The organism is Aquabacter sediminis, from assembly GCF_028863665.1.
Classification (GTDB): domain Bacteria; phylum Pseudomonadota; class Alphaproteobacteria; order Rhizobiales; family Xanthobacteraceae; genus L1I39.
Map to the genome: position 1 here is coordinate 307,653 of NZ_JARBFX010000006.1, position 25,365 is coordinate 333,017.

At 66.3% G+C, this 25,365-nt stretch carries 24 protein-coding genes; 13 read left to right on the forward strand and 11 right to left on the reverse strand.

What is annotated here, in order from left to right; genetic code table 11:
• Positions 1-108: 108 nt before the first annotated feature.
• The 8 genes from PV781_RS14830 to PV781_RS14865 all read right to left on the reverse strand — a co-directional run bounded on the left by PV781_RS14830 (position 109) and on the right by PV781_RS14865 (position 4,048).
• Positions 109-330 carry a hypothetical protein gene (locus PV781_RS14830; protein WP_274776400.1) on the reverse strand — a complete coding sequence of 74 codons (222 nt, stop codon included), beginning with the start codon at positions 328-330 and terminating at the stop codon, positions 109-111.
• Between the two features lie 41 nt (positions 331-371).
• Positions 372-608 carry a hypothetical protein gene (locus PV781_RS14835; protein WP_274776401.1) on the reverse strand — a complete coding sequence of 79 codons (237 nt, stop codon included), beginning with the start codon at positions 606-608 and terminating at the stop codon, positions 372-374.
• A gap of 185 nt (positions 609-793) precedes the next feature.
• Positions 794-1,030, reverse strand: a complete 237-nt coding sequence (locus PV781_RS14840; RefSeq protein ID WP_274776402.1) for a hypothetical protein — start codon at positions 1,028-1,030, stop codon at positions 794-796.
• A gap of 119 nt (positions 1,031-1,149) precedes the next feature.
• Positions 1,150-1,353, reverse strand: a complete 204-nt coding sequence (locus tag PV781_RS14845; protein ID WP_274776403.1) for a hypothetical protein — start codon at positions 1,351-1,353, stop codon at positions 1,150-1,152.
• A 187-nt stretch (positions 1,354-1,540) separates the two neighbouring features.
• Positions 1,541-2,074: a tetratricopeptide repeat protein gene (locus PV781_RS14850; protein ID WP_274776404.1), complete on the reverse strand. Its 534-nt coding sequence runs from the start codon at positions 2,072-2,074 to the stop codon at positions 1,541-1,543.
• A 288-nt stretch (positions 2,075-2,362) separates the two neighbouring features.
• Positions 2,363-2,488 carry a type B 50S ribosomal protein L36 gene (gene ykgO, locus PV781_RS14855; RefSeq protein ID WP_029005012.1) on the reverse strand — a complete coding sequence of 42 codons (126 nt, stop codon included), beginning with the start codon at positions 2,486-2,488 and terminating at the stop codon, positions 2,363-2,365.
• A 168-nt stretch (positions 2,489-2,656) separates the two neighbouring features.
• Positions 2,657-3,337 carry a DsbA family protein gene (locus PV781_RS14860; RefSeq protein WP_274776405.1) on the reverse strand — a complete coding sequence of 227 codons (681 nt, stop codon included), beginning with the start codon at positions 3,335-3,337 and terminating at the stop codon, positions 2,657-2,659.
• 237 nt (positions 3,338-3,574) lie between these two features.
• A complete protein-coding gene (locus tag PV781_RS14865; RefSeq protein WP_274776406.1) occupies positions 3,575-4,048 on the reverse strand; it encodes a DUF721 domain-containing protein in 474 nt (157 codons plus the stop codon).
• A gap of 80 nt (positions 4,049-4,128) precedes the next feature.
• Here PV781_RS14865 and mutY point away from each other — a divergent pair, with 80 nt between their 5' ends.
• The 3 genes from mutY (at position 4,129) to PV781_RS14880 (ending at position 7,992) form a co-directional block, all read left to right on the forward strand.
• On the forward strand, positions 4,129-5,226 hold the full coding sequence (gene mutY, locus PV781_RS14870; RefSeq protein WP_274776407.1) for an A/G-specific adenine glycosylase: 1,098 nt from the start codon (positions 4,129-4,131) through the stop codon (positions 5,224-5,226).
• A 553-nt stretch (positions 5,227-5,779) separates the two neighbouring features.
• The gene (locus tag PV781_RS14875; RefSeq protein WP_274776408.1) at positions 5,780-6,472 is read left to right on the forward strand and encodes a methyltransferase domain-containing protein; all 693 of its coding nucleotides are present in this window, start codon (positions 5,780-5,782) and stop codon (positions 6,470-6,472) included.
• Between the two features lie 164 nt (positions 6,473-6,636).
• Complete coding sequence (locus PV781_RS14880) at positions 6,637-7,992, forward strand: APC family permease (RefSeq protein WP_274776409.1); 1,356 nt, start codon at positions 6,637-6,639, stop codon at positions 7,990-7,992.
• Positions 7,993-8,060: 68 nt separating this feature from the next.
• Here the strand turns inward: PV781_RS14880 and PV781_RS14885 are convergent, their stop codons facing one another.
• The 3 genes from PV781_RS14885 to PV781_RS14895 all read right to left on the reverse strand — a co-directional run bounded on the left by PV781_RS14885 (position 8,061) and on the right by PV781_RS14895 (position 12,353).
• Complete coding sequence (locus PV781_RS14885) at positions 8,061-9,227, reverse strand: site-specific DNA-methyltransferase (protein ID WP_274776410.1); 1,167 nt, start codon at positions 9,225-9,227, stop codon at positions 8,061-8,063.
• A 139-nt stretch (positions 9,228-9,366) separates the two neighbouring features.
• A complete protein-coding gene (locus PV781_RS14890; protein ID WP_274776411.1) occupies positions 9,367-10,047 on the reverse strand; it encodes a Fe2+-dependent dioxygenase in 681 nt (226 codons plus the stop codon).
• A 68-nt stretch (positions 10,048-10,115) separates the two neighbouring features.
• The gene (locus PV781_RS14895) at positions 10,116-12,353 is read right to left on the reverse strand and encodes a TonB-dependent receptor (protein WP_274776412.1); all 2,238 of its coding nucleotides are present in this window, start codon (positions 12,351-12,353) and stop codon (positions 10,116-10,118) included.
• A 339-nt stretch (positions 12,354-12,692) separates the two neighbouring features.
• On the opposite strand from PV781_RS14895, the gene PV781_RS14900 reads away from it, so the two are divergent.
• The 10 genes from PV781_RS14900 to PV781_RS14945 all read left to right on the forward strand — a co-directional run bounded on the left by PV781_RS14900 (position 12,693) and on the right by PV781_RS14945 (position 25,171).
• Positions 12,693-13,634 carry a CHAD domain-containing protein gene (locus tag PV781_RS14900; protein ID WP_274776413.1) on the forward strand — a complete coding sequence of 314 codons (942 nt, stop codon included), beginning with the start codon at positions 12,693-12,695 and terminating at the stop codon, positions 13,632-13,634.
• Positions 13,635-13,867: 233 nt separating this feature from the next.
• Positions 13,868-14,353 (forward strand): (2Fe-2S)-binding protein, encoded by a 486-nt coding sequence (locus PV781_RS14905; protein ID WP_274776414.1) that lies wholly within the window; start codon positions 13,868-13,870, stop codon positions 14,351-14,353.
• Entirely contained in the window at positions 14,350-17,913 is a 3,564-nt protein-coding gene (locus PV781_RS14910; protein ID WP_274776415.1) for a molybdopterin cofactor-binding domain-containing protein, read from the forward strand. Before PV781_RS14905 ends, PV781_RS14910 begins: the two co-directional genes overlap by 4 nt.
• Before the next feature lie 141 nt (positions 17,914-18,054).
• Positions 18,055-18,828, forward strand: a complete 774-nt coding sequence (locus tag PV781_RS14915; RefSeq protein ID WP_274776416.1) for a ferredoxin--NADP reductase — start codon at positions 18,055-18,057, stop codon at positions 18,826-18,828.
• Positions 18,829-18,928: 100 nt separating this feature from the next.
• Complete coding sequence (locus PV781_RS14920) at positions 18,929-20,128, forward strand: amidohydrolase family protein (protein ID WP_274776417.1); 1,200 nt, start codon at positions 18,929-18,931, stop codon at positions 20,126-20,128.
• Between the two features lie 179 nt (positions 20,129-20,307).
• Positions 20,308-21,801: a 6-hydroxynicotinate reductase gene (locus PV781_RS14925; RefSeq protein ID WP_274776418.1), complete on the forward strand. Its 1,494-nt coding sequence runs from the start codon at positions 20,308-20,310 to the stop codon at positions 21,799-21,801.
• 31 nt (positions 21,802-21,832) lie between these two features.
• The gene (locus PV781_RS14930; RefSeq protein ID WP_274776497.1) at positions 21,833-22,753 is read left to right on the forward strand and encodes a UPF0280 family protein; all 921 of its coding nucleotides are present in this window, start codon (positions 21,833-21,835) and stop codon (positions 22,751-22,753) included.
• Entirely contained in the window at positions 22,746-23,330 is a 585-nt protein-coding gene (locus PV781_RS14935; protein ID WP_274776419.1) for an amino acid synthesis family protein, read from the forward strand. Before PV781_RS14930 ends, PV781_RS14935 begins: the two co-directional genes overlap by 8 nt.
• Positions 23,327-23,911, forward strand: a complete 585-nt coding sequence (locus tag PV781_RS14940; protein WP_274776420.1) for an amino acid synthesis family protein — start codon at positions 23,327-23,329, stop codon at positions 23,909-23,911. Before PV781_RS14935 ends, PV781_RS14940 begins: the two co-directional genes overlap by 4 nt.
• A gap of 63 nt (positions 23,912-23,974) precedes the next feature.
• Complete coding sequence (locus tag PV781_RS14945) at positions 23,975-25,171, forward strand: ABC transporter substrate-binding protein (protein WP_274776421.1); 1,197 nt, start codon at positions 23,975-23,977, stop codon at positions 25,169-25,171.
• The last annotated feature ends 194 nt before the right edge of the window (positions 25,172-25,365 follow it).

Genomic DNA, 25,365 nt, shown 5'->3' on the forward strand with positions numbered 1-25,365 from the left:
TCTCGCCCGCGAGAGGCCTTACACGCCGCAAACATCCCTGCCGAAGGGAAAGAAGTTTGAGCGAGGCCTGCTTTGCGCCATCACATCGGGCAACCATGTTCAGGCGCCTCATTCCTCTGGTACGGAGATCGATCCCGACAACTGGACAGGACATGCGCCGGCGAGTGGTAAATCGAGGCGGGGGGCCGGCGTTGTCGTCTTTTCGACCTTAATACGGACGCCGGGAACGCGGCCACCCACCACATCCTCGGCGGCGGCGTCGGAGAGGGAGGTGCCGCATTGCGGTGCCTCGGTTGAAGCCTCCGCTCCCAGTACATTGTCGCGCTGCATCTGAGGTCTCCATCATCTTTGCGCGGGAAGGCCGGCCCTGGTCAGACATCCTTGCCACCGGGGCCGGGAAGCGGGGCGGGCACGGACGGCTTGGCGTTGTGCCGATCCATCACCTCGCGGAGCATGTCCGGATTGTTCGCCCACAGGCCGCGCTGCACATCGACAAAAAGCGTCTTGAGGGAGCCGCCTCCAGCAGCAGCCTCCACAGCCGCGTCGGTCAGCTGCGCGGCGTCGACGGGCGCTTGATCCTGGCTCGCGGGAACTGGCTTGCCGTTCATAATCCTATTCCTTCTTGGACGATGCCCGATCTGGGGCTGATGAGCTTCAGTCCTTGCAGTCCAAGGCACCGGTGAGGTGAAGCCCACCCAATCCGGCCTCCCGCCTCCGGCAACAGCTTCGGCGGCCTCTTCGGCCACGAATTGCACTGCCTGCCCCAAAGCCGAACAGACTCTCTCGCAGGAAACTATTGTCCCGTCTCGCTGGTGGGAACCGCGGACCACCGCTCCTTGAGAAAGTCTCGGGCCTTTTCGGGGGTCGAGATGTCGCCCCGGAGCGACCCACGAAACACGATCTTGGAGACCTCAAAGATATCGAGGAGCCCCCCGCCGGCGATCGCCTCAGCTTCCGCGTCGGTCATCAATGCGGCGTCGGTCGGCGCGGCGACCGCATCTTTGCCATCACCCTCAGGATCGTTTCCCATCCTACCCCCCTCAAACCACTACCCAGGTCGCATCAGCTTCAGCAGGATTTGCGCGCTGAGCAGGTCACGCGCCTGTCATTCCGCATGCCAATGCGCCACGCGCCCGGCTGGGTCGCGCATCAGCGCTTCTTCTGGCCGGGCGTGGCCTGGATCGACTGCATGACCTGGTCCAGCAGCATCTTGCCGCGCGACACCTTCGTGTGCGTGAGGCGGTAGAAGTAATGACGCATGCTGTTTCCGCCGGAGATGTGCTCCAGCTCGGTCTCATCCAGCTGCCGGCCAAGCGGCGCCGAACCGGTCTTTTCGGCCTCTTGCTTTGACATGGTACGACCTCCACCATGGCGCACATCTGTTGCGCGCCAACGTGTTCTGCCCAAACCATGCGGCACGGGTGAGGATGAGATCAAGGCCGAATTGGTAAAAAATCAAGAATTTTGACGGCAACACCAAGAACAGACAGATAGAAAAGGCGCATTCTTACTTATTATTTCAAAACCTTTCCTTTGCCGTTCAAATATCCCGACCATCCACCGTAACGGCGAGCTCTTTGACCATGTCCTTCGCACCGTCGAGGTGCGGATTGATGGCGAGTGCACGCCGTGCGGCGGCAAGGGCGGCCTTGTCGTCGCCCAACTCGCGCATGATCAAGGCAAGGCCGAACAGCGCCGTATAGTGCCGGGGCTCGCGCGCCAGCACTTCGCCGATATCGACGAGGGCATCTGAATAATCGTCCTGGACATAGAAAATCGTGGCGCGACGGGTCAGGGCAGCCAGATGGTCCGGCGCGATGGCGAGCACCGAGTTGAGCAACTCCACCGCCAGGTCATATTCCTTGGCCTCTGCAGCCGCCTCTGCGCGGGCCATCAGAAGATCGGCGCTGGCACTGCCGGACTGAGCGAAGATGGCATCGATTCGATTGCCCACCGCCTTGGCGCTTTCATCGTCCGGGGCGATCTTCAGCGCCTCGAAGAGCGCATCAAGCTGCGCCCGGCGATCCCGCTGCGGGCGGACCCGCGGCGCGGCGCCATCCCGCGGCCCGCTCACCTCTGGCGCGCCAGGGCGAGGAGCGGCCGGTCCCGTGGTCTGCGCCACCGCAACGGGAGCCAGAAAGAGACAGACGGCGGCGGCAAGACCTGCGCGACCAAAGCGCCGCCGCACTGGACGGGAGATCGAGCGGCCAAAAGCCGAATGCGGCGACATGGAGCAGGGGCGCATGGGGGGAGTGTCAACCGCACATGCAAAAGCGTCAACCGCCCCGTCCCTTTCGGGCGGAGCGGCTGAAATCACGAACTCTCGATGAGAAGAACGCGGCGGGCCATCAGGCCCGGATCATCAACCCTGGCGCGCCTTGTAGCGCTTCTGGGTCTTGTTGATGATGTACATGCGGCCCTTGCGGCGAACCAGACGGTTGTCGCGGTGGCGGCCGAGGAGCGACTTGAGCGAATTACGGATCTTCATGACACACTAGCCTTCGGCCGACCGCGGCGCGCTTGCCGCGCGGCTCGTCGACACGTCTTGATGGATCGAGCCGGCGTGATACGGGCCGAGGGGCGCCTTGTCAACGCCCCGCGGCCGTAAATGCCCGGCTTTCCCCTCAAAGGGAGCGCGCGAAAGCCCCGCCCCGACTCACTTTCCCTGCAGCAGGGGCGCCAATTCCTTCTCCAGGTCCTCGGGGGTCAGAGCGCCCGACACCTTCTTGCCGTTGATGAAGAAGGTCGGGGTGGAATCCACGCCCAGCTCCTTGTTCGCATATTGGGCGCTGGCCTGGACTTTCTCCGCCAACTCCTTGTCCGTGAGGCACTTCTCGAAATCCGCCTCGGTCATGCCGGCCTGCTTGTAGACCGCCAGAAGCCCCTGCGCTGGATTGGAGCTGAACGCCCAGCTCTTCTGGGTGTCGAACAGGCTCGACACCATGGGGAAATACTTGTCCTGGGGCATGCAGCGCGCCAGCATGAAGCCTGCGGTGGCCACCGGGTCGAAGGGGAATTCGCGCAGGATGAAATAGACCTTGCCAGTGTCGATATATTTCGACTTCAGCTCGGGAAAGGTCTTGGCGTGGAAAGTGGCGCAATGGCTGCAGGTCAGCGAGGCATATTCCACGATGGTCACCGGCGCGGACGGATTGCCCAGTGCCTGGGGCGGCAGGGGGCTTGCGGCGGGCGCCATCAGCTTGGCCTGGTCAATGGCCTGCGCCTGGGCCGGCGTGATCGGCCCCAGCCCCGCCACATGCGCCAGGGGGCCGGCGATCGCGGCGAACAAGGCGATCTGGCTTGCGCCCTTCAGGAACCGGCGACGGTGCAACAGCATGGAATTCTCCGAACAATGGAAGCGCATGACGGCCGCTTCCAGGCCGTCCAACGGGAAGACCGGATGAGAGCCCGCAGCCCAACGGATGGCCTTTCCGATCGCGAGAGGACAACCCTCGTCCCGATCGACCACCTCCGTGCCGGACAGGACCCGACCAACCGGCGGCACCGCGTTATCCCTCAAAGATCAGACGTGGGCGTTTAACATGGCGGTCTTGGGGCGCCAATGCGCGCCCGTTCAAGATTTCCGGCGCTCCCGCCGCACCAGGGCGCCAAGCCGCGCGAGGGATGCGGCGAGCCCCTCGTTTTCGAACGCGCCGATCTGCCGGCGCGCCTCAGCCACGGCGGCAGGATCAGGCTCCACCGGACGAGGGGGAACGCGGCGCGGCGGCACCGGACCCTGGCGGAGCGCGATGCGCGTGACGCAGCGCCAGCCGAAATAGGTGTTGATCCGCTCCACGATCTGGGCGGCGGCATATTGCATTTCGATGGCGTATGGCCCCTCCACCCGCACCACCAAGGTGGCCTCCTGGTTGCCGTCGCGTGGCCATTGCAGCTTCACCGGCATGCTGCGGGGACCCAGCTCCGGTCCGGCGATCTCGTCCCAGTGGGTCACGATCTCGACAGTGGAAAACCCGGCGCGTCCACAGGCGTCCGCGATGGTGGGGCCGACCAGGTCAGCCAGGGGCCGGGGGCCGAACCTTTTCTTCATCCTCACCCTTCCACGGCGGACCGCATACCCATTGCCAAGCGCATCTTGCGGGCCGCGCCTTGCCCCGTCAGGGTGCAGGCATGACCAGCGCCATCCTATCCGCTCAGCACACGACAATGAAGGCTCAGCCCGATCCCGCCGCTCTCCTCGCCTGGTATGATCGCCATCGCCGGCGCCTGCCCTGGCGGGCGGAAGAGGGGCGGATGGCCGATCCCTATCACGTCTTTCTGTCGGAAATCATGCTCCAGCAGACGACGGTGAAGGCGGTTGGGCCTTATTTCGTGGACTTCCTGCGCCGCTGGCCACGCGTGTCCGACCTTGCCGCCGCGCCCCTGGAGGAGGTGCTCTCGGCTTGGGCGGGCCTTGGCTATTATGCCCGTGCGCGCAATCTCCATGCCTGCGCCAAGGCGGTGGTCGAGCGGCATGGCGGCGCATTTCCGGCCGATGAGGCCGCGCTCCTCGACTTGCCCGGCATCGGTCCCTACACCGCCGCCGCCATCGCCGCCATCGCCTTCAATCTTCCGGCGGCGCCAGTGGATGGGAATATCGAGCGCGTGGTGAGCCGGCTTTACGCCATCGATACACCCCTCCCCAAGGGCAAGGTCGAAATTCGCGCACGCACCGCCGCTTTGGTTCCTCCGGCGCGCCCCGGCGACTTCGCCCAAGCCTTGATGGATCTCGGTGCCACCATCTGCACGCCCAAGTCTCCGGCCTGCAGTCTCTGCCCCTGGATGGAACCGTGCATTGCCCGAGCGGAGGGTGACCAGACGCGCTATCCGGTCAAGGCCGCGAAGGCAGACAAGCCCCATCGGCAGGGCATCGCTTTCCTGGCGGTTCGGGGCGACGGGGCCGTGCTTCTGCGCACGCGGCCGCCCAAGGGCCTTCTGGCGAGCATGACCGAAGTGCCCTCCACACCCTGGGGGGCCGTTCTCCCGCCCCCGGAGCCCCACGCCCCGCTGGCGGCGCGCTGGCGCACGCTTCCCGTGACGGTGGAACATGTGTTCACGCACTTTTCCCTGACCTTGCGCGTCCTGCGGGCGGACCTGCCGGCCCAGACGCCCGCGCCCGACGGACACCGGTGGGTCCACCCGGACCGGCTTGCGCAGGAAGCGCTCCCGTCCGTGATGCGCAAGATCCTCGCGGCCGCAGAGCCTTCGCCTGATCGACGGCCAGCCTAGGGCGGATCCCTCACCCTTGAACCGCACACGCGGATTTCATGTGAGAGGCGAACCCCTGCCTACTCGCCCCTCGCCGGCTTAATACCTTAAGGGATTGGCCCGACCACGCGGTCGGATGCCTTTGCTCCGGCTCGCTTCCGGGCAGAACGGGCTGCGTGCTTCTCATCGCGAAGCGCGTTTGTGCCGCAGGCAACATGCCGCAAGGGAACTATCTTAGCGTTACGTCGTTTTGCGATGTTGATCCACATTCTGCAAATCTTACGCACGGGAATGTGAGTTTAAATTTTCCATTTTCATTTATATTTGAAATCAAATCCCAATAAAAATAGACAAAAACGTCTATTAAAATGGAATTAATTCACATCTAAACACAAATTAATCACTCAACAGGATGAAACCGATGGAAATTTCCGCCTCCTTCGACCGCCAGTCCTGTCGCCGGCTTTCCCGCCTCCCCGCGCTTGTGGCTGCTCTTGCGCTCGGGTTCTCCCCCTCGGCCATGGCGCAAGCGATTGCACCTGCGGGACCCCAGCCTCGACTTGACGTCCCTTATGTGCCGACACCCAATGATGTGGTCGCTCAGATGCTCGCCATGGGTGATGTGGGAGCCGAGGATTTCGTCATCGACCTGGGCTCCGGCGACGGTCGCATCGCCATCGCCGCCGTGCGGGATCGGGGTGCCAAGGGCGCCTTCGGTGTGGACATCAACCCGGAGCGCATCGCTGAGGCGCGGGAAAATGCCCGTGCGGCCGGGGTTGCAGACAAGGTGACCTTCGAGCAGCAGAACCTGTTTGAGACGGACCTCAGCAAGGCGACGGTCGTGACCATGTACCTGCTTGAGACCGTGAATGCGAAGCTGCGCCCGAAGCTATTGGAACTGGAGCCGGGGACACGCATCGTTTCCCACGCCTTCTCCCTGGGCGACTGGACGCCCGACCAGAGCGCAACGGTGAATGGTCGCACCGTCTATATGTGGACAGTGCCCGCCAGCGTGGAGGGGCGTTGGACCCTGACTGACGGAAGCGAGCGCCTCACCCTCGACCTCAAGCAGTCCTTCCAGAATGTTCAGGCCAGCGCGGTCTCCGGCGGACGCAAGGCGCAGGTGAAGGAGGTCAAGCTCTCCGGCGATGTGATTGAGTTCACCCTCGCCGGAAGCAAGGGTGAACGCACCTATAGCGGCACCGTGGCGGGCGACGCCATCAGGCCGTCGCATGGCAGCGGCGACTGGACGGCCGCCCGCAGCTGATCCGTCATTCCCAAACGAGGCTGACGCCCTTTCCGACGGCGTGGACGCTCCGCCGGGAAAGACGTCAGCCTGCCCTGCCAGATAAGCCTGCCGCGCAAGAGGGGCAGGATCGTGATCCGGCAACGCCTCGCCGCCGCCCCCTGTGCGCCCTCCGGAGATCCAGCATGCAAGTGGAAGCCAGCCGGCGCTCCGGCAATGGACTGTCTGTCGTCGATGGCGTGGCCTTCATGCTGGGGGTGGTTTTCGGGGTGGGCATCTTCAAGACGCCTTCGCTGGTAGCAGCCAATGTGGCCGGCGAACTTACCTTTCTGGCGGCCTGGGTCGCCGGCGGCCTGATCACCCTCGCCGGCGCCTTGTGCTATGCCGAACTGGCATCCGCCCATCCCCACCGGGGCGGGGAATATCATTTTCTCTCGCGTGCCTATGGCCGGCCGCTTGCCGTCCTGTTCGCCTGGGCGCGAGGCATGGTGATTCAAACCGGCGCCATCGCCGCTGTCGCCTTCGTCTATGGCGAATATGCCCAGGCCCTGCTCCCGCTCGGCGGTCGCGGCGCCGACCTTCATGCCGGGCTGGTGGTGATCGCCCTCACCGCCCTCAACATGGCCGGCACGCGCCGCGCCAGCCTTGGCCAGCGCATCTTCACGCTCCTGACAATCTTCGCCATTGCCGCAGTGGCGGTTGCCGGCTTTCTGGTGGAGGAGACGGTGGCGGCTGCGTCCCTCCCCACGCGCACCGATCCGACCGCCGCCTTTGGCATGGCCATGGTGCTGGTGCTGCTTACCTATGGCGGGTGGAGCGAAGCGGCCTATCTCGCCGGAGAAATGAAGGATGTGGCGCGCACCATCACCCGCACGCTGATCTTCGGCACGCTGGCGGTGGTGGTGACTTATGGGCTCTTCAACCTCGCCCTTCTCAATGCATTCGGCCTGGAGGGGCTGCGGGAGACCCAGACACCGGTTCCCGATCTGATGCGGGCCGTATTCGGCCGAGCAGGGGAAGTCGCCCTTGCCCTGGTGGTGGCGACCATGGCGGTGAGCACCCTCAATGCCACCATCGCGACGGGCGCCCGCGCGTTCCATGCACTGGGCGAGGATGTGCGGCCTCTCGCCTTCCTTAGCCGGGCGGACCTAAAGGTCAGCCCCCCTGTGGCCGCGCTGGCGATCCAGGGCGTACTGGCGCTTGTCCTGATCTTGTTCGGCTCGCTGGCGCGGGATGGCTTCCAGACCATGGTGGATTTTACGGCCCCTATTTTCTGGGCCTTCCTGCTGCTGGTCAGCCTGTCCCTGTTCCTCTTCCGCATGCGCGAGCCGGAGCGGGCGCGGCCGTTCCGCGTACCTCTCTATCCGTTCACGCCGCTTCTGTTCAGCGCGGGCTGCGGCTATCTGCTCTATGCCAGCCTCGCTTATACCGGCACGGGGGCGCTGGCGGGCCTCGCGATGGTGGCGGCCGGCGTGCCGCTGCTGTTCTTCATCACGCGCCGTCCGAAGGTCGCACCATTGACCGAGACCCCCGCGGAATAGGTGCGAATGCCAACGCGGACAATGCCTTCAGCGTCGTCCGCGCCGGCCTCAAATATCGCTTCTGGGCTTCACTCCGAGCGCACGCCCATTTCCTCGCGCAGACGGGCGCGCAGCATGTCGATGGGATGGCGACGGCCTTCCTGCTCCACATGCCAGAAGGTCCATCCATTGCAGGCCTCCGCCCCCTGGGCGAGGGCACCCATGCGGTGGATGGAGCCCACCGCCTGGGCATTGGCCAGCGCGATGGTGCCATCGGCGCGCACGACGGCGCGCACCTGACCCTTGGAATCGGTGAGTTCCAGGCCCGGCGTCACGAGCCCGCGCTCCACCAGGGCGGAGAATGCAACGCGCGGCGCCTCCCGGGCGCTGGGCGGGGCGATGAGGGCGGATTCAGGCAGGGGCTCCACCGCATCAATGCGGGCCTGGGCTGCCTGGGCATAGGTCTCGTCCCGCTCGATGCCGATGAAGCGCCGGCGCAGGCGCTTGGCCACGGCTGCAGAGGTGCCCGAGCCGAGGAAGGGATCGAGGACCACATCCCCCGGGCGGGAGGCCGACAGCAGCACGCGCGCGAGCAACGCCTCGGGCTTCTGGGTAGGATGGGTCTTGCGGCCCTGGGCATCCTTCAGGCGCTCATGGCCTGTGCACAGCGGAATCAGCCAGTCCGAGCGGACCTGCACATCCTCATTGCCGCCCTTCAGCGCCTCGTAATTGAACACATAGCCCTTGGCGCCGGGATCGCGCGCGGCCCAGATCAACGTCTCATGCGCATTGGTGAAGCGCCGGCCGCGAAAGTTCGGCATGGGGTTTGACTTGCGCCAGATGACGTCATTCAGGATCCAGAAGTCCAGGTCCTGCATCAGCGCGCCGACGCGGAAGATGTTGTGATAGGAGCCGATCACCCACAGCGTGCCGGTGGGCTTGAGCACCCGCTTGGCGGCGAGCAGCCAGGCGCGGGTGAAGGCGTCATAAGCCGAAAAGCTCTCGAACTGGTCCCAGTCATCGTCCACCGCGTCCACGCGGCTTTCGTCTGGGCGCTTCAGTTCGCCTTGGAGCTGAAGATTATACGGCGGATCGGCAAAGATCAGGTCCACCGATCGGGGCGGAAGGCTCGCCATCTGGGCGATGCAATCGCCGATGAGGATGCGATCCAGGCTCGAAGGGTCAACGGCAGTGTCCGGCTTCACCCGAGACTGGCGGGGCGCCCGGACGGGCGCCCCTTTACGCACCACACTCATATCGCATTCCCATACGCTACGCGGAACACGAGGGCAGTGTCGGGGGGCGGAGTGAAGAAGGGGTAAAGCGTGGACGCAGCGGGAGGTTTTTTTGGCCGATCACCCGAAAACCTCTACGCCGCCTCACGCTCAGCCGGCTTTAAACCTCCGACCACTGGCGCAGGAGGTTGTGATAGACGCCCGTCAACTGCACCGCTGAGGGATGGTTCGGAACGTCGTGGTTCAGGCGGATGATCGCCATGTCCATATCGAACAGCAGCGCCCGCCGCGTCACGTCCCGCACGAGGCTCTGCGTCCAGAAGAAGGAGGCCACCCGTGCGCCCCGTGTCACCGGCGTCACATGGTGGAGCGAGGTGGCAGGATAGATGATGGCATCCCCCGCCGGCAGCTTCACCGCATGGGTGCCATAGGTGTCCTCCACCACCAGTTCGCCGCCCTCATATTCCTCCGGGTCGGAGAGGAAGAGCGTGGTGGAGACATCCGTGCGCATGCGCTCGCCGGTGCCGCGCAGGGTGCGGATGGCATTGTCCACGTGGGAGCCGAAGGTCATGCCCTCCTCATAGCGGTTGAACATGGGCGGCAGGACGCGGCGCGGCAGCACCGCCGACATGAAGAGCGGCGAGCGCTCCAGCGCGGTGAGCACCATGTCGCCCAGTTCCGCCGCCTCCGGCCCGCCATCGGGAAGCTGGAGGTTGCGCTTCACCGCGCTCGACTGGAAGCCGGCGGTCACGCGGCCATCAGCCCAGGCGGCCCGGTCCATCACTTGGCGACAGCGCGCCACCTGCTCACGGCTCAGCACGTTGGGAATGTGGATCATCATGGCAGGGCATCCGAAACGGCAAAGCCCGCGCCGGGGGACCGGCGCGGGCAAGACTTTGAGGAGGGCGCTCAGAAGGTGGCGCGCGCCGTCAGCGAGGCATAGCGCCCGGCCGCCGGAACCGCATGACCACCATAATATTGCGCGTAGTACAGCTCGTTGGTCAGGTTGTAGACGTTGAGCTGGAGCTGAAGGTTCTTCGAGACCTGATAGCTCGCCATGGCATCGAAGTTCCAATAGGACGGCACATAGACTGTATTATTGGCATTGGCGAAGGTGTCGTCCGCATAGGTGATGCCGCCACCGACGGTCAGCTGGGGCGTGATGTCGTAAGTGGTCCAGAGCGAGAAGGAGTTGGGCGGGGTGTTCGGCAATTCCTTGCCCACCGTCTGGAGGCTGGCGATGGTGGGGTTGGAGCCCACCGACAGGATCTCCGACTGGAGATAGGTGTAGCTCGCCGTCAGGTTCCACTGCTGCGTGATGGCCCCGCCCGCACTGAGAGAAATGCCCTGCACCCGCTGCTCTCCACCCAGCACTGTCGGCGGCAGGCCGGCGGCGGGATCGGTGGGCACGCGGGTATTGGTCTTCATGGTGCGGAAGACGGCGCCGGTGAGGGTCACGCGCCCGTCCAGCACTTCCGCCTTCACGCCGGCTTCCAGCGTATTGTTGCTCTCGGGAGCCAGGGTGACCGTGCCAGTCTCCAGCACGCCATATTCCGAGGAGGGGTTGGAGGAGGTGCCGTAGGTCACATAGAGATTGACGGTCTTGATGGGGCTGTAGACCACGCCAAGCCGATAGTTGAACAGGCTCTCATCACTCTGGAGCGCCGAGGTGACGCCCGCATTGGTGAAGGCGTTATAGGTGGTGTCGGCAATGTCCCAGCGGACACCACCCATGACCTGCCACTGGTCGTTGATCTTGATCTGATCGCCCGCATAGAAGGCGACATCCGTCATGTCGGTATTGTTGTTGGACGGCAGGTAAGTCGCGAAACCGCCCACGCCGCCGGTCAGGGACACATTGTTTGGATAGGCCAGCGAGGTGCGGCAGACGGCGGCCGTCGGGCTGCACAGATTGGTGCGCCACTGTTCGCGGGTTTCCTTGGTCAGCTCAATTCCCGCATTGAGCGTGTGCTCGAACGCCCCCCATTTGAACTTCGCCACCATGTCCGTGAGGTTGGTGAGCTGGGTGTTGTCGGTGACGGTGTTGAAGCGTTGCATGCCAATGGTCATGGCATTGACGGGATAGTTGTAATAGGCGGCCGGCAACGGGCTGGCGAAGGCGGTGTTGTTGGCCGGGCCAAGGCTCCGGGGTGCCGTCACCGTGGCGTTGCGGTCGTTCGACGTGTAGCGCGTGCTATTGCTCAAGGTGACGAAGTCATTGAGCTCATGCTCGATGATGAGCGTCGCCATATTGGTGTCGGTGAGCAGGCGGTCCCGGAAGGGCCCGTTGGTCACGCCATACCAATTGCTGCGATTGACCGGCACCGGCGGCGTCGCCTGGCCGTTGCCGTAATAGCCGCCGACCGGCTGCCCGAAGGTGGCGGGATTGGAGCTCAGGGTCGGCTGCGGCAGGTAGGGCACACCATAGTCCGGCACGCTGTCTTCGTGCTGGTAATAATAGGAGGCGGTGAGCGTGGTCTTGTCGCTCAGATTGACAGTGAGCGAGGGCGCCACGCCCCAGCGGCTGGCGTTCACATTGTTGCGGTCGGCAGTGTCGACATCCTGCGCCATCACATTGATGCGGGCATAGACATTGTCGTTGTACTTGCCGTTGGCATCGAGCGTCGCCCGCCAGCCCTGGCTGGTATAGCCGGTGACGTCCGCCTCCACGAAGGTGGCGTTCTTGGGCAACTTGGACACCATGTTGATGACGCCGCCCGTGGACCCGCGCCCGAAGGCGAAGGAGGACGGCCCCATGAAGACCTCCACCGCCTCGATGTTGAACATGTCGCGGGTGTACCAGCCGGTGTCCCGAATGCCGTCCCGGAAGATGTCGCCGCGGGCGGAGAAGCCGCGGATGATCGGCGCATCGCCCTGGGTGCCACCCTCGCCGGCCGAGAAGGTGATGCCGGAAATGTTGCGGAGCGCCTGCTCCAGCGTGGTGGCATTCTCTTCGCGGATCACCTCCTGGGTGACCACATTCACCTGCTGCGGCATGTCGAAGAGCGGCACCGGCAAGCGCGTGATGCCGGTGGACGTGGCCACGTAGCCACCTGTGTCCGTCTGCACCTGCACGGTGGGCAATTCGATCTCGCCAGCAGGGCTCGCCTGCTGGGCCAAAGCGGGGCCGGCCATGGCTGAAGCCATGCCAACGCCCAATTGAAGGGGTCCCAATAGGCCCAAACGGCCTGCATCCGCATGCTTGGAAGCGCGGATGCCTCCAGAAAATCCAGCCGAACCCATCCCCAAACTCCGTCGCAATATAAAATATGGAATGGCTTGTCGTAACGTCGCCCTATTTCCCTTCTATGCGAAACGTTTCTCGAACATCAATAAGCAACACAAAGATACGAATTAGACATATGATAAACTGGTGGCAGTTCCAGTTTTTAGTTATTTTAATTTGAACTTCTTTTGATGCGGGACGAGCGGCCGAACCTCGCCCAAATGCAGACGGGACAAGCGGTTTATGCAAGACTGCCCGCCATGAGCCAGAGCCCCACTCCTTCGCCCGCCGCACTCAGCCCCTCGGCTGGAGATGCTCCCGCTCCGCCCAATGCGAGCCTTGCTTTGGTGGCGCGCATCAGCCGGACCTTGCGAAAGCTGGAGCGGACATTGTCGGAAGGCGCGAGCGCCAGCGGCATCCATGACGTACGCAAGGCGGTGAAGGAGTATCGCGCCTTGCTCCGGCTCGTGGACAGCGCGCAGGCCCGGCAGGCGCGACGCGCCGCAGGCGCCGCCGCACGTGCCCTGTCAGCGACCCGCGACCGGCAGGCGGCGCGAGATGCGCTGGCGGTTTTGCACAATGCCGGACGGCTGGGTGCGCCGGAGATGGACAGGCTGCTGCCGGCCATCGGAAACGACGAGACCGCTTCTGACACTGCCACCTCAGGCTTGGCGGGCCTCATGCAGTGGGTCCGCGATGCCCGGGCGCTTCATGCCGCGGTTCTCGACCAGCAGATTCTCGATGCCAATCTGATGCACGGCCTGCGCCGCGGCTATGCCCGCGCCCGGGCCGCCGGGCGCTGGGACACCCCCGAGCACATTCATGACCTGCGCAAGCGCGTGGTCACCCACCGCTACCAGATGTCCTTCTTCGCCAAGCTCCATGGCGGCGTGGGTCTCAACCGGGCCCAGAAGGTGCAGGATTTGCGGGAAGTCCTCGGCACATGCCAGGATATCGAGGCGCTCGGGGCCGTGATGGAGCGCGTCCGGGAGGACGACCCGGATGCCGTTCCGCCCTCGCTCCTCGCCCGGCTTGCCGAGGCGGGCAAGGGGCAGCAGGCCCATCTGGTGCGGCAGGCCAAGCGAGCCCATGGACGGCTCTTCCACCGCAAGCCCAAAGCCTTCATCGCGCGCCTGGAGCGCAAGTGGCGCGCGGCGCAGAACAATGCCGAGGAACAGGCTGGCCTCCCGGCTCCAGCCTGAGCCGGCCGGCCGCGCACCCCCCCGACAACCCCGAGATCTTCCAGGCAGCCTGCCGGGCCGTGGCGCGCTTGACAAGAATCGTTCGTATAGAAACAATCTAAACCACGGGAAGCATTTCGCGACTTTCCGAACCGCCGAAAACCAGAGGGGCGGAGCATGTCATTCCATCGGAAGGATGCTGCGCGCCGGCATGCGCGGCAGCAGCAGTGTCGTGCCGCGTTTGGGGCCAGGGCATGCCCGCTCCGGTAACGTTGACGGTGAACGGCACCGAGCATGCGTTCGCCTTGCCGGGCGAAACCCCTCTTCTTTACGTGCTGCGCAACGACCTCAGACTGAACGGCCCGAAGTTCGGCTGCGGCCTCGGCGAATGCGGGGCTTGCACGGTGCTGATGGATGGCATCGCCACCCGAGCCTGCGTCACCCGCCTCGCCAGCGCCGAGGGCCGGCAGATCGTCACCCTGGAAGGCCTCGGCTCGGCCGAGGCGCCCCATCCGGTTCAGGCGGCCTTTATCGCCGCGCAGGCGGCCCAGTGCGGCTATTGCCTCAACGGCATGATCATGACCACCGTCGCCTTTCTCGCCCGCACCCCACACCCCACAGAGACCCAGGCGCGCGAGGCGCTGCGGCACAATCTGTGCCGGTGCGGCACCCACGTGGAGATCCTCAAGGCCGTCCTCCTGGCGGCGGAAAGCCTTGCCGACGCAGGAACCGCGCCATGAACGGCGCCGTAACCGAGCCCCTCGCCGACCCCAAGGACCTGCTCTCCCGCCCGGGCACCCTGGCGGTGCTTCGCCCGGCGCAGGTGGTTGGCGGGCTGGTGCGCACAGCGGCGCCGGCCGAGGGCGCCCTCGACCTCTTCCTGTTCCTGGACGAGACGGGTCGCATCCTCGCTTTCAACGGCCATGTGGATCTCGGCACCGGCATCCGCACCGCGCTCGCCCAGATGGTGGCCGAAGAACTCGACGTGCCGTTGGATCGCGTCACCATGGTGCTCGGCCATACCGGAGGCACGCCCAACCAGGGCGCGACCATCGCCAGCGACACCATCCAGGTCTCCGCCGCGCCGCTGCGCCGCGCCGCTGCGCAGGCGCGCCATCACCTGGTCGCGCTGGCCGCGCAGGCGCTGGACCTGCCGCCGGAGGACCTCACTGTCACCGAGGGCATCGTCCATCCCAAGGCCGGCGGAAATGCGGGCCTGTCCTACGCCGCGCTGCTTTCAGGCCGCACCGAACGGCTGATGCTGGCGGATGCGGTGGCGCTGAAGCCCGTCTCGGAGCACCGCATTATCGGCCAGCGGGTGCCCCGCGTGGACATCCCCGCCAAGGCGCTCGGTCAATTTACTTATGTGCATGACGTGCGCGTGCCCGGAATGCTCCATGGGCGCGTGGTGCGCCCACCTTATGCGGGGCTCGACGCGGGCGACTTCATCGGCACCAGCCTCCTGAAGGTAGAGGAGGCCTCCATCGCCCACATTCCCGGTGTGGTGGCGGTGGTCACCATGGGTGACTTCATCGGCGTGGTCGCCGAACGGGAAGAACAGGCCGCCCAAGCCGCCCGCGAACTGGTGGTGCACTGGAAGCCCACCCCGCCTTTGCCGGACCTCTCAGACGTGACGCAGGCGCTGCGCGCCAATCCCAGCACACCCCGCCTGCTCCTCGACCGGGGCGACGTGGACACCGCCCGCGCCGCCGCTGCCCGGCCCATGGACCGGACCTATGCCTGGCCCTACCAGATGCATGCCTCCATCGGCCCGTCGTGCGCCGTGGCGCACGTGGGCACGCACGGTGCCACCATCTGGGCGGGCACGCAGAACCCCTATCCGCTGCGTGCCGACATCGCGCATCTCCTGGGCCTGCCCGAACCTGACATCGAGATCATCCGCTTCGAGGCGGCCGGCTGCTACGGGCGCAATTGCGCCGACGACGTGGCGGCCGATGCGGCCTTGCTTTCCCGCGCGGTGGGGCGGCCGGTGCGGGTGCAGCTCACCCGCGAGCAAGAACATGCCTGGGAGCCCAAGGGCGCGGCCCAGCTCATGGAGGTGAGCGGCGGGCTGAATGCGGACGGAACGCCGGCCGCCTACGACTTCTCCACCCGCTACCCTTCCAACGCGGCCGTCACCTTGGCGCTGCTGCTCACCGGTCGTGTCCCCGCGAACAATCCCGTCTTCGAGATGGGCGACCGCACCGCCATCCCGCCCTATGACTACGGCCATATGCGCGTGGTGGTCCATGACATGGCGCCCATCGTGCGGGCAGCCTGGCTGCGGGGCGTCTCGGCGCTGCCCAATTCCTTCGCCCATGAAAGCTATATCGACGAACTGGCCGCCGAGGCTGGCGTCGATCCGGTGGAATATCGCCTGCGCCACCTGCACGACCCGCGCGCCGTCGACCTGGTGAAGGAGGTGGCGGACCGCGCCGGCTGGGTCCATCGCACCGGGCCACGCCGCGAGGCGGTGGAGGGTGACATCGTGCGCGGGCAAGGCTTTGCCTATGCGCTCTATGTGCATTCCAAGTTTCCCGGCTACGGCGCCGCCTGGTCCGCCTGGGTGGCGGACGTGGAGGTGAACACCACCACCGGCGATGTGGCCGTGCGCAAGGTGACGGTGGGCCAGGATTCCGGGCTCATGATCAACCCGGCGGGCATCGAGCACCAGATCCACGGCAATGTCATCCAGTCCACCAGCCGGGCGCTGAAGGAAGAGGTGGCCTTCGGCGAGACGGCGGTGACCAGCCGGGAATGGGGCGCCTATCCCATCCTCACCTTCCCCGAGGTACCGGTCATCAATGTGGTGCTGATGCCACGGCCGGACGACCCGCCGCTCGGGAGCGGGGAATCCGCCTCGGTCCCCTCCGCCGCCGCCATCGCCAATGCCATCTTCGATGCCACTGGCGTGCGCCTGCGCGAGCCGCCCTTCACACCGGACAAGGTGCGCGCCGCGCTTGCGGGCGAGCCGCCTCCGAAGCCCACCCGGCCGGAAAAGGCCAAGCGCAAATGGTTCGCGCTGGCCGGCGCGACGCTGGCCGGCGCCCTCGGCATGGCCGCCATCGCCCTGCCCCTGCGCGGTACCATCGCCCCCATCACGCCCCCCGATCCGGCCTCCTTCTCCGCCGACATGATCGCGCGTGGCCGGCAATTGGCGGCGGTGGGCGCCTGCGCGGTCTGCCACACCGTGCCCGGCGGGGTGGAGAATGCCGGCGGGCGGGCGCTGGAGACGCCGTTCGGCACGGTCTATTCCACCAATCTCACGCCCGACCCGGAGACGGGCCTCGGCCGCTGGTCCTATGCCGCCTTCGAGCGGGCCATGCGCGAAGGCATCTCGCGGGATGGGCGGCATCTCTACCCCGCCTTCCCCTACCCCTCCTTCACCAAGACCTCGGACACAGACCTCCAAGCCCTCTACGCCTATTTCATGTCGCAGCCGGCGGTGAGTGCGCCGACGCCTGAGGCGCGCATGATGGCGCCGCTCAACATCCGCCCGCTCATGGCGGGATGGAACGCGCTGTTCCTGAAGCCCGGCCAATTGGAAGCGGACCCGACGCAAGCCCCCCAATGGAATCGCGGGCGCTATCTGGTGGAGGGCCTCGGTCATTGCGGCGCCTGCCACACGCCGCGCAACGCACTGGGCGCCGAGAAAACGGGCGCCGCGCACCTGTCCGGCGGATGGGCGGATGGCTGGGAGGCACCCGCTCTCACAAGCCTGTCCGCCGCGCCCATTCCTTGGACGCAGGACGAGCTCTTCTCCTATCTGCGCACGGGCTTCTCCCGTTTCCACGGCACAGCGGCCGGCCCCATGGCGCCGGTGGTGCAGGAATTGGCTCACCTTCCCGACGCCGACATCCGCGCCATGGCCACCTATCTTTCCTCCTTCTCCGGCCCGGCGGCGGCCGAGCCGGCGGCGCGGGCGGCGGAGCTGGAAGCGCAGGCGCAGGCCCGTCTTCGCCCCCTCGATACGCTGGGCGGCAAGCTCTATGAGGGCGCCTGCGCCGCCTGCCATGCCCAGGAGGGGCCGACCTTGTTCGGCGTGCGCCCGGCGCTCTCCCTCAACACCAATGTGCACGCGGCCCGACCGGACAATCTCATCCGGGTGATCCTCGACGGCATCCCCTCCCCCGCCGCCCGCGATCTGGGCGACATGCCCGCCTTCCGCGACGCGCTGGACGACACCCAGGTAGCGGCGCTCGCCCGCTATATCCGGGCCACCTTCGCCCCCGAGGCGCCCGCCTGGGAGGGCCTGGAGGCGCGGGTGGGGGAAGTGCGGGCCATGAAGACAGCCCACTGAGACCCGCATCGCAAAAAACCTAGGGTCAGCCCCCGCCTTTGGCCGGCAAGGCAATTGACAAGGCGGCGCGCATCCATTTTCATTAGTATACAAACAATTTTTCACACTACCGCCACGGCCCCGAACCTGCCCGGAAGTCCCATGAGCAATTTGATGGAAGAGCGCGTCCTGAGCGTGCGCCACTGGACCGACCGCCTGTTCAGCTTCACCACCACGCGGGACCCCAGCTTCCGCTTCCGCAATGGCGAGTTCACCATGATCGGCCTGAAGGTGGATGGCCGGCCGCTGCTGCGCGCCTATTCGGTGGTCAGTCCCAATTACGAGGACACGCTGGAATTCTTCTCCATCAAGGTGCCCGACGGCCCTCTGACCTCGCGCCTCCAGCATGTGGTGGAGGGCGATCCCATCATCATCGGCCGAAAAGCCACCGGCACGCTGGTGCTGGACAATCTGAAACCCGGCCGCACCCTCTATCTGCTCGGCACCGGCACCGGCCTTGCGCCCTTTCTGGCCCTCATCCGCGATCCCGAGACCTATGAGCGGTTCGAGAAGATCGTGCTGGTGCATGGCTGCCGGGAGGTGGCGGAGCTGGCCTATGGGGAGGAGATCGTCAGCGGCCTGGCTTCCCACGAACTGCTCGGAGAAGAGGTCTCGGACAAGCTCATCTATTACCCCACCGTCACCCGCGAGCCCTTCCGCAATCGCGGCCGCATCACCGACCTGATCGAAAGCGGCAAGCTGTTCGAGGATGTGGGCCTGCCCATGCTGGACAAGGCCACGGACCGGGTGATGCTGTGCGGCTCGCCGGAAATGATGGTGCAGCTGCGCCACATGATGGAGGCGCGCGGCTTCGAGGAAGGCAGCAACGGGGAAGCCGGCGACTTCGTCCTGGAAAAGGCCTTCGCCGAGCGCTGAATTTTTGTCACGCCCGCTCCCGAGGCTGCTTCCCAAGCCTTGGGACCGGGCGTAACATTCGTATGCTTACAAATAAAACAAGCCTTCCAGGAACCCGAATATGGCCCATGATGCCCCGGGCGGTCCCACCGGCCCCACCAAGCTCGTCATCCGCAATATCGGCCTTCTCCTGTCCGGTGATCTGGAAAGGCCGATCCTCGATGCGGACACCATCGTCGCCGAGAATGGCCGTATCACCGCCATCGGGCGCCTGAAGGACGTGGACACCGAGGGCGCCACCACCACGGTGGATGCCAATGGCGCGGCGGTCACCCCCGGCCTCATCGACAGCCATGTGCACCCCGTGGCCGGCGACTGGACGCCCCGTCAGCAGCAGCTCAACTGGATCGACAGCTTCCTCCATGGCGGCGTCACCACCATGATCTCAGCGGGCGAGGTGCATTATCCCGGCCGCCCCCGCGATGTCATCGGGGTGAAGGCCCTGGCCATCACCGCCCAGCGCACCTTCACCGCCTTCCGGCCCGGCGGCGTGAAGATCCATGCGGGGGCACCCGTCATCGAGCATGAGATGGTGGAGGAAGACTTCAAGGAACTGGCCGCCGCCGGCGTGAAGCTCTTGGGCGAAGTGGGCCTCGGCGGCGTCAAGGACGGCCCCACCGCCCGCAAGATGGTGGGATGGGCCCGCAAATACGGCATCCAGTCCACCATTCACACGGGCGGCCCTTCCATTCCCGGCTCCGGCCTCATCGACAAGGATGTGGTGCTGGAGGCGGACACCGACGTGGTCGGCCATATCAATGGCGGCCACACCGCGCTGCCCGACGGGCAGATCCGCTGCATCTGCGAGGGCTGCAAGCGCGGCCTGGAACTGGTGCACAACGGCAATGAGCGCGCCGCGCTCTATACCCTGCGCATCGCGCGGGAGATGGGTGACCTTCACCGCGTGATCCTCGGGACGGACGCGCCCGCCGGCTCCGGCGTGCAGCCGCTCGGCATCCTGCGCATGGTCTCGCTGCTCTCCTCCCTCGGCGACCTGCCGGCCGAACAGGCCTTGTGCCTGGCCACCGGCAACACCGCGCGCATGCGGGCGCTGGACTGCGGCATCATTGAGGTGGGTCGCTCGGCCGACTTCGTCATCATGGACACGGCCCAGCATTCGGCCGGCACCAACCTCCTGGAGAGCATCCAGCTGGGCGACCTGCCGGGCATCGGCATGACCATTATCGACGGCATCGTGCGCACGGAACGCTCGCGCAACACGCCGCCGGCGACCCGCGTGCCCTTCCTCGTGAAGGCCTGACGGCATCGGGATTTGCGTGCGGGCGGACCCTTTCCGCCCGCATTCCACATAACAGCCGCCCTTTAAAGCAGCATGCCCATTCCTTGCGCTTGACACTGCGGCCTATGTTCATTTTCATTAGTACACATATGAACTGAGCCGCAGGCCCGCTTGCGCCAGTTCATGCCCGGAGCCCCGCCATGCGCGACGACACTGCCCCTGCACCAAGCCCGGCGGACGCCAAGATCCGCTGCGATGCGTGCCCGGTCATGTGCTACATCAAGCCGGGCATGACGGGCGCCTGCGATCGCTATGCCAACCATGCGGGCGAACTGGTGCGCGTCGATCCGCACGTGGTGCTGGACCGCACCCTCGCCCAGGGCGGCACGGTGGTGCCCTTCAGCCGGGGCGATGACTGGGACGGCAAGATCCTCTCCAGCCCGGAGACCTTCGTCACCGCCATCGGCGCCGGCACCACCTATCCCGACTACAAGCCCGCCCCCTTCATCGTCTCCTCCCAGGTGGAGGGAGTGGACATGGTGACCGTCGTCACCGAGGGCATCTTCAGCTATTGCGGCGTGAAGGTGAAAATCGACACCGATCGGTACCTCGGCCCTGAGCAGGCCACGGTGCGCGCCCAGGGCGAGGCGGTGGGCCATGTGACCACCAGCGAATACGGCTCCCAGATGCTGTCGCTCGGCGGCGTTCATCACCTCACCGGCGGCGGCAAGAAGGAAGGCCGTGTCACCTGCGACGCCTTGCTGGACCTGTGCAATGGCAAGGCGGTGGAACTGGCCATCGATGGCGGCTCCACCGTTGTGGTCCAGGCTGGCAAGGCGCCCATCGTCAACGGTGTGGTGGAAGAACGCATGCGGGTGGGCTGCGGCTCGGCCACCATCGGCATGTTCGCCAAGCAATGGCTCGGCAAGGTGGACGAGGTGGTGGTGGTGGACGACCACATCACCGGCGTCCTGTCCGAGCACCAGGCCGGCAAGCTGCTGGATATTCCCGACACCGGCATCAAGATGAAGGGGCGCCGCTCCACCCCCGGCCGCTATTTCCAGGTGGCCGAGCCCGGCACCGGCTGGGGTGGCACCAATCTCACCGATCCTCTCGCCATCATCGGCCCGTTCGATCCCAAGGTGGCCTGGCCGGGCCTGCGCCTCTTCTTCATCTCCACCACCGGCGAGCACAGCGCCTATTTCGAGCTGGACGAGGCGCTCGTGCCGGTGGAGAAGCCGCTGCCGCCGGATCTGGCCGCCTCTGCGGAGCGGGTGAAGGAAAATTGCGAGCCGGCTCTGTCCACCGTGCTCTTCATGGCCGGCGCGGGCGGTTCCCTGCGGGCCGGTGTCACGGAAAACCCGGTGCGCCTCACCAAGTCGGTGAAGGATGCGCTGACCTATGTCACCAGCGGCGGCGCGCCGGTCTATGTCTATCCGGGCGGCGGCATCACCTTCATGGTGGACGTGACCCGCCTTCCTGAGAACGCCTTCGGCTATGTGCCGACCCCGGCTCTGGTGGCGCCCATCGAATTCACGCTGAAGCTCTCCGACTATGAGGCCCTCGGCGGCCATATGGCGGAGGTGCGTCCGGTGGAAAGCGTGCGCGGCCATGACGGGCTGCTGCCGCTGGCTCCGCTCCACGACAACCCCTGGCCGCTGGCGCCCGAAGGCGCCAAGCGCTCCCACGGGTGACACCATGGCCCTCGCCCGCCCCCTCCCCTCCATATCGCGCGCGCCCCAGGTGGCGCGGCTTGCCGATGGGCGGCGCCTGCATCTGCAGGACGGCCCCATCGACCTCGTGATCGAGGCGGACGGGCCGGCCGGCGTGGTGGAGGCGGCCTATGCCGCCGCCGCCCGTCGCTTTGCCGGCCTGCTGGACGCATTGTGCGCGGAACTGCCGGCCCTGCGGTCACCCGCCGAACCGGACGCCTCGCCCCTCCAGGGCACGGTGGCCCGGCGCATGTGGCAGGCGGTGCGGCCCTTCGCCGGCACGCATTTCATCACCCCCATGGCGGCAGTGGCCGGCGCGGTGGCGGAGGAGGTCTTGGCCGCCATGGTGCGGCCGGGCCTGACCCGCGCCTATGTGAACAATGGCGGCGACATCGCCCTCCATCTGGAGGCGGGCGCGACCTTCACCGTCGGCCTTGTGGACCGGCCGGACCAGCCGCGCATTGTCGGCACCGCCCTCCTCCAGGCCACCGAGCCGGTGCGCGGCGTGGCCACCAGCGGCTGGCGGGGACGCAGCTTCTCGCTGGGCATCGCCGATGCGGTGACCATCCTGGCCTCGACCGCCTCAGGCGCCGATGCGGCGGCCACCATCATCGCCAATGCGGTGGACCTGCCGGGGCATCCGGGCATCCTGCGGGCGCCCGCGTCTCACCTCCAGCCCGACAGCGACCTGGGCGACCGCCTCGTCACGCGCGCGGTGCCTGAGCTTTCCTCTGACGAGCGCGCCCGCGCGCTGGAGGCGGGCCTTGCTCGCGCGCAGGACCTCGTCCGCCAGGGCCTCATCCAGGCCGCCGCGCTCCACCTCCAGGGGGAGAGCGCCGGCACCGACCCTGAGCTGAATTTGAACGCCCCTCTTCCGGCCCTGGCCGGCCATTCCCTCGCGCACCGCCAACAACAAGGGCCGTCCCATGCCTGACGTGAAGATCCGCAAGCGCCTGCTCATCCTGGAAGAGACCCTGCACGAAGGCGGGCCAGTGGCCGCCGTGCCGCGCAAGCGCGGCGCCATCCTCACCGTGATCGAGAATCCCTTTGCCGGCCGCTATGTGGAAGACATTGCCGGCTTCATGGATGACCTCACTCCGCTGGGCATCGCCATGGCCGGCGACCTCCTGAAGGCCCTGGGCGGCGACAAGGCGGCGGTGGACGGCTATGGCAAGGGCGCCATCATCGGCGCCGCCGGCGAATTGGAGCATGGCGCGCTGTGGCACGTGCCCGGCGGCTATGCCATGCGCGAGATCCTGGGCGATGCCAAGGCCATCGTGCCCTCCACCAAGAAAGTGGGCGGTCCCGGCACCCGGCTCGACGTGCCCGTGACCCATGTGAACGCCTCCTATGTGCGCAGCCATTTCGACGCCATGGAAGTGGGTGTGCCGGATGGCCCCAAGGCCGACGAGATCGTGCTCGTCCTGGTGATGACCTGCGGCGCGCGGGTTCACGCCCGCGTCGGGGGCCTGGCCGCCGACAAGATCAAGGGAGAGGACGGCCTGCGATGAGCGCGAAGATCCGCAAGATCCTGGTGGTGGTGGAAGAAACCCTCACCGAGATGGGTCGCCCCGTACCCCAGCCCGCCAAGCGCGCGGCGGCGGTGGCCGTGATCGAGAACCCCTTTGCCGGCCGCTATGAGGAGGACCTCTCCCCCCTCATCGCCATGGGCGAGGAACTGGGCGGGCTGCTGGCCGAAAAGGCGGTCGCCGCCCTCGGCATCGCCGGCCCCGACGCCCAGTCCTACGGCAAGGCGGCCTTGGTGGGCGAGAATGGCGAATTGGAGCACGCCGCCGCCCTCCTCCATCCCAAGATGGGCACGCCCGTGCGCCAGGTGCTGGGCAAGGGCGCGGCGCTGATCCCCTCCTCCAAGCGCCGGGGCGGGCTTGGTGCCGAGCTGGACATTCCGCTCGGCCACAAGGATGCGGCTTATGTGCGCAGTCATTTCGACGGCATGCAGGTGAGCGTGCCCGATGCGCCGCGTGCCAACGAGATCGTGGTGGCCGTCGCCGTGACCACGTCCGGCCGCCCCCTCCCCCGGATCGGGGGATTGAAGGCGGAAGACATCAAAGGAGAGGACGGGTTGCGTTAGAGTGGCGCCGGGTTCGGCGCCAAGGTAGCGGCGGTACGTCGAATAACCAGAGGGGACGATCGCATGAAGAAGTCGATTTCAGTAGCACTGGCGGCCCTTGCGCTTGCGGCCGGCCTCGGCCGGGCGACGGCGCAGGAGATCAAGGTCGGGGAGATCAACTCCTATTCCGGCCTTCCCGCCTTCACCGAGCCCTATCGCAAGGGCTGGCAGCTCGCGGTGGACGAGATCAACGCGGCCGGCGGCGTGCTGGGCAAGAAGTTCACGGTCATCTCCAAGGATGACGGCGGCAAGCCGGCGGACGCCGTCACCGCGGCGAACGAGCTGGTCTCCAGCGACAATGTGGTGATGCTGACCGGGACCTTCTTCTCCCATATCGGCCTGGCCGTGGCCGACTATGCTGCGCAGAAGAAGATCCTGTTCCTGGCGGCCGAGCCGCTCACCGATGCCATGACCTGGGCGAAGGGCAACAAATACACCTTCCGCCTGCGGCCCTCCAACTACATGCAGGCCGCCATGCTGGCCGAGGAGGCCGCCAAGCTCCCTGCCAAGCGCTGGGCCACCATCGCGCCCAATTACGAATACGGCCAGTCGGCCGTGGCGGTGTTCAAGCAGCTCCTGTCCGCCAAGCGCCCCGACATTGAGTGGGTGAGCGAGCAGTGGCCCCCGCAGGGCAAGATCGACGCCGGCGCCGTGGTGCAGGCGGTGGCTGCGGCCAAGCCCGATGCCATCTTCAACGTCACCTTCGGCCCCGACCTCGTGAAGCTGGTGCGCGAGGGCAATACGCGCGGCCTGTTCAAGGACCGCACGGTGGTGAGCCTGCTCACCGGCGAGCCGGAATATCTCGACCCGCTGAAGGAGGAGACTCCCGAAGGCTGGATCGTCACCGGCTATCCCTGGTACGACCTGAAGACCCCGGCCCATGACGCCTTCCTGAAGGCCTATCAGGCCAAGTTCAACGACTATCCCCGGCTCGGCTCCATCGTCGGCTACCTGACCATGAAGGCGGCCGCCGCCATCATCACCAAGGCCGGCTCGACCGACACCGACAAGATGATCGCCGCCGCCGAGGGCCTGTCGCTGGACACCCCGTTCGGCCCCATCCTCTTCCGTGGCATCGACCATCAGTCGACGCTGGGTGCCTTCGTGGGCAAGACGGCGGTGAAGGACGGCAAGGGCGTGATGGTGAATTCCGTCTATCGCGACGGCGCCGCCTACCTGCCCTCCGACGAGGAAGTGAAGAAGCTGCGTCCGCAGAACTGACCGGACGAAGCAGGTCAAACGACGGCACCGCCCGGCCCGGCTTGCCTCCGGGTCGGCACTCCTCCTCTGCTCACGCATGGGCATGGCCACGTCATGGCCGGGCTTGTCCCGGTCATCCACGGGGTTCCGCTAGGTGCGGGCATCAGGGAGAAGCGTCGATGCGCGGGACAAGCCCGGGCATGACGTTAAAGGGG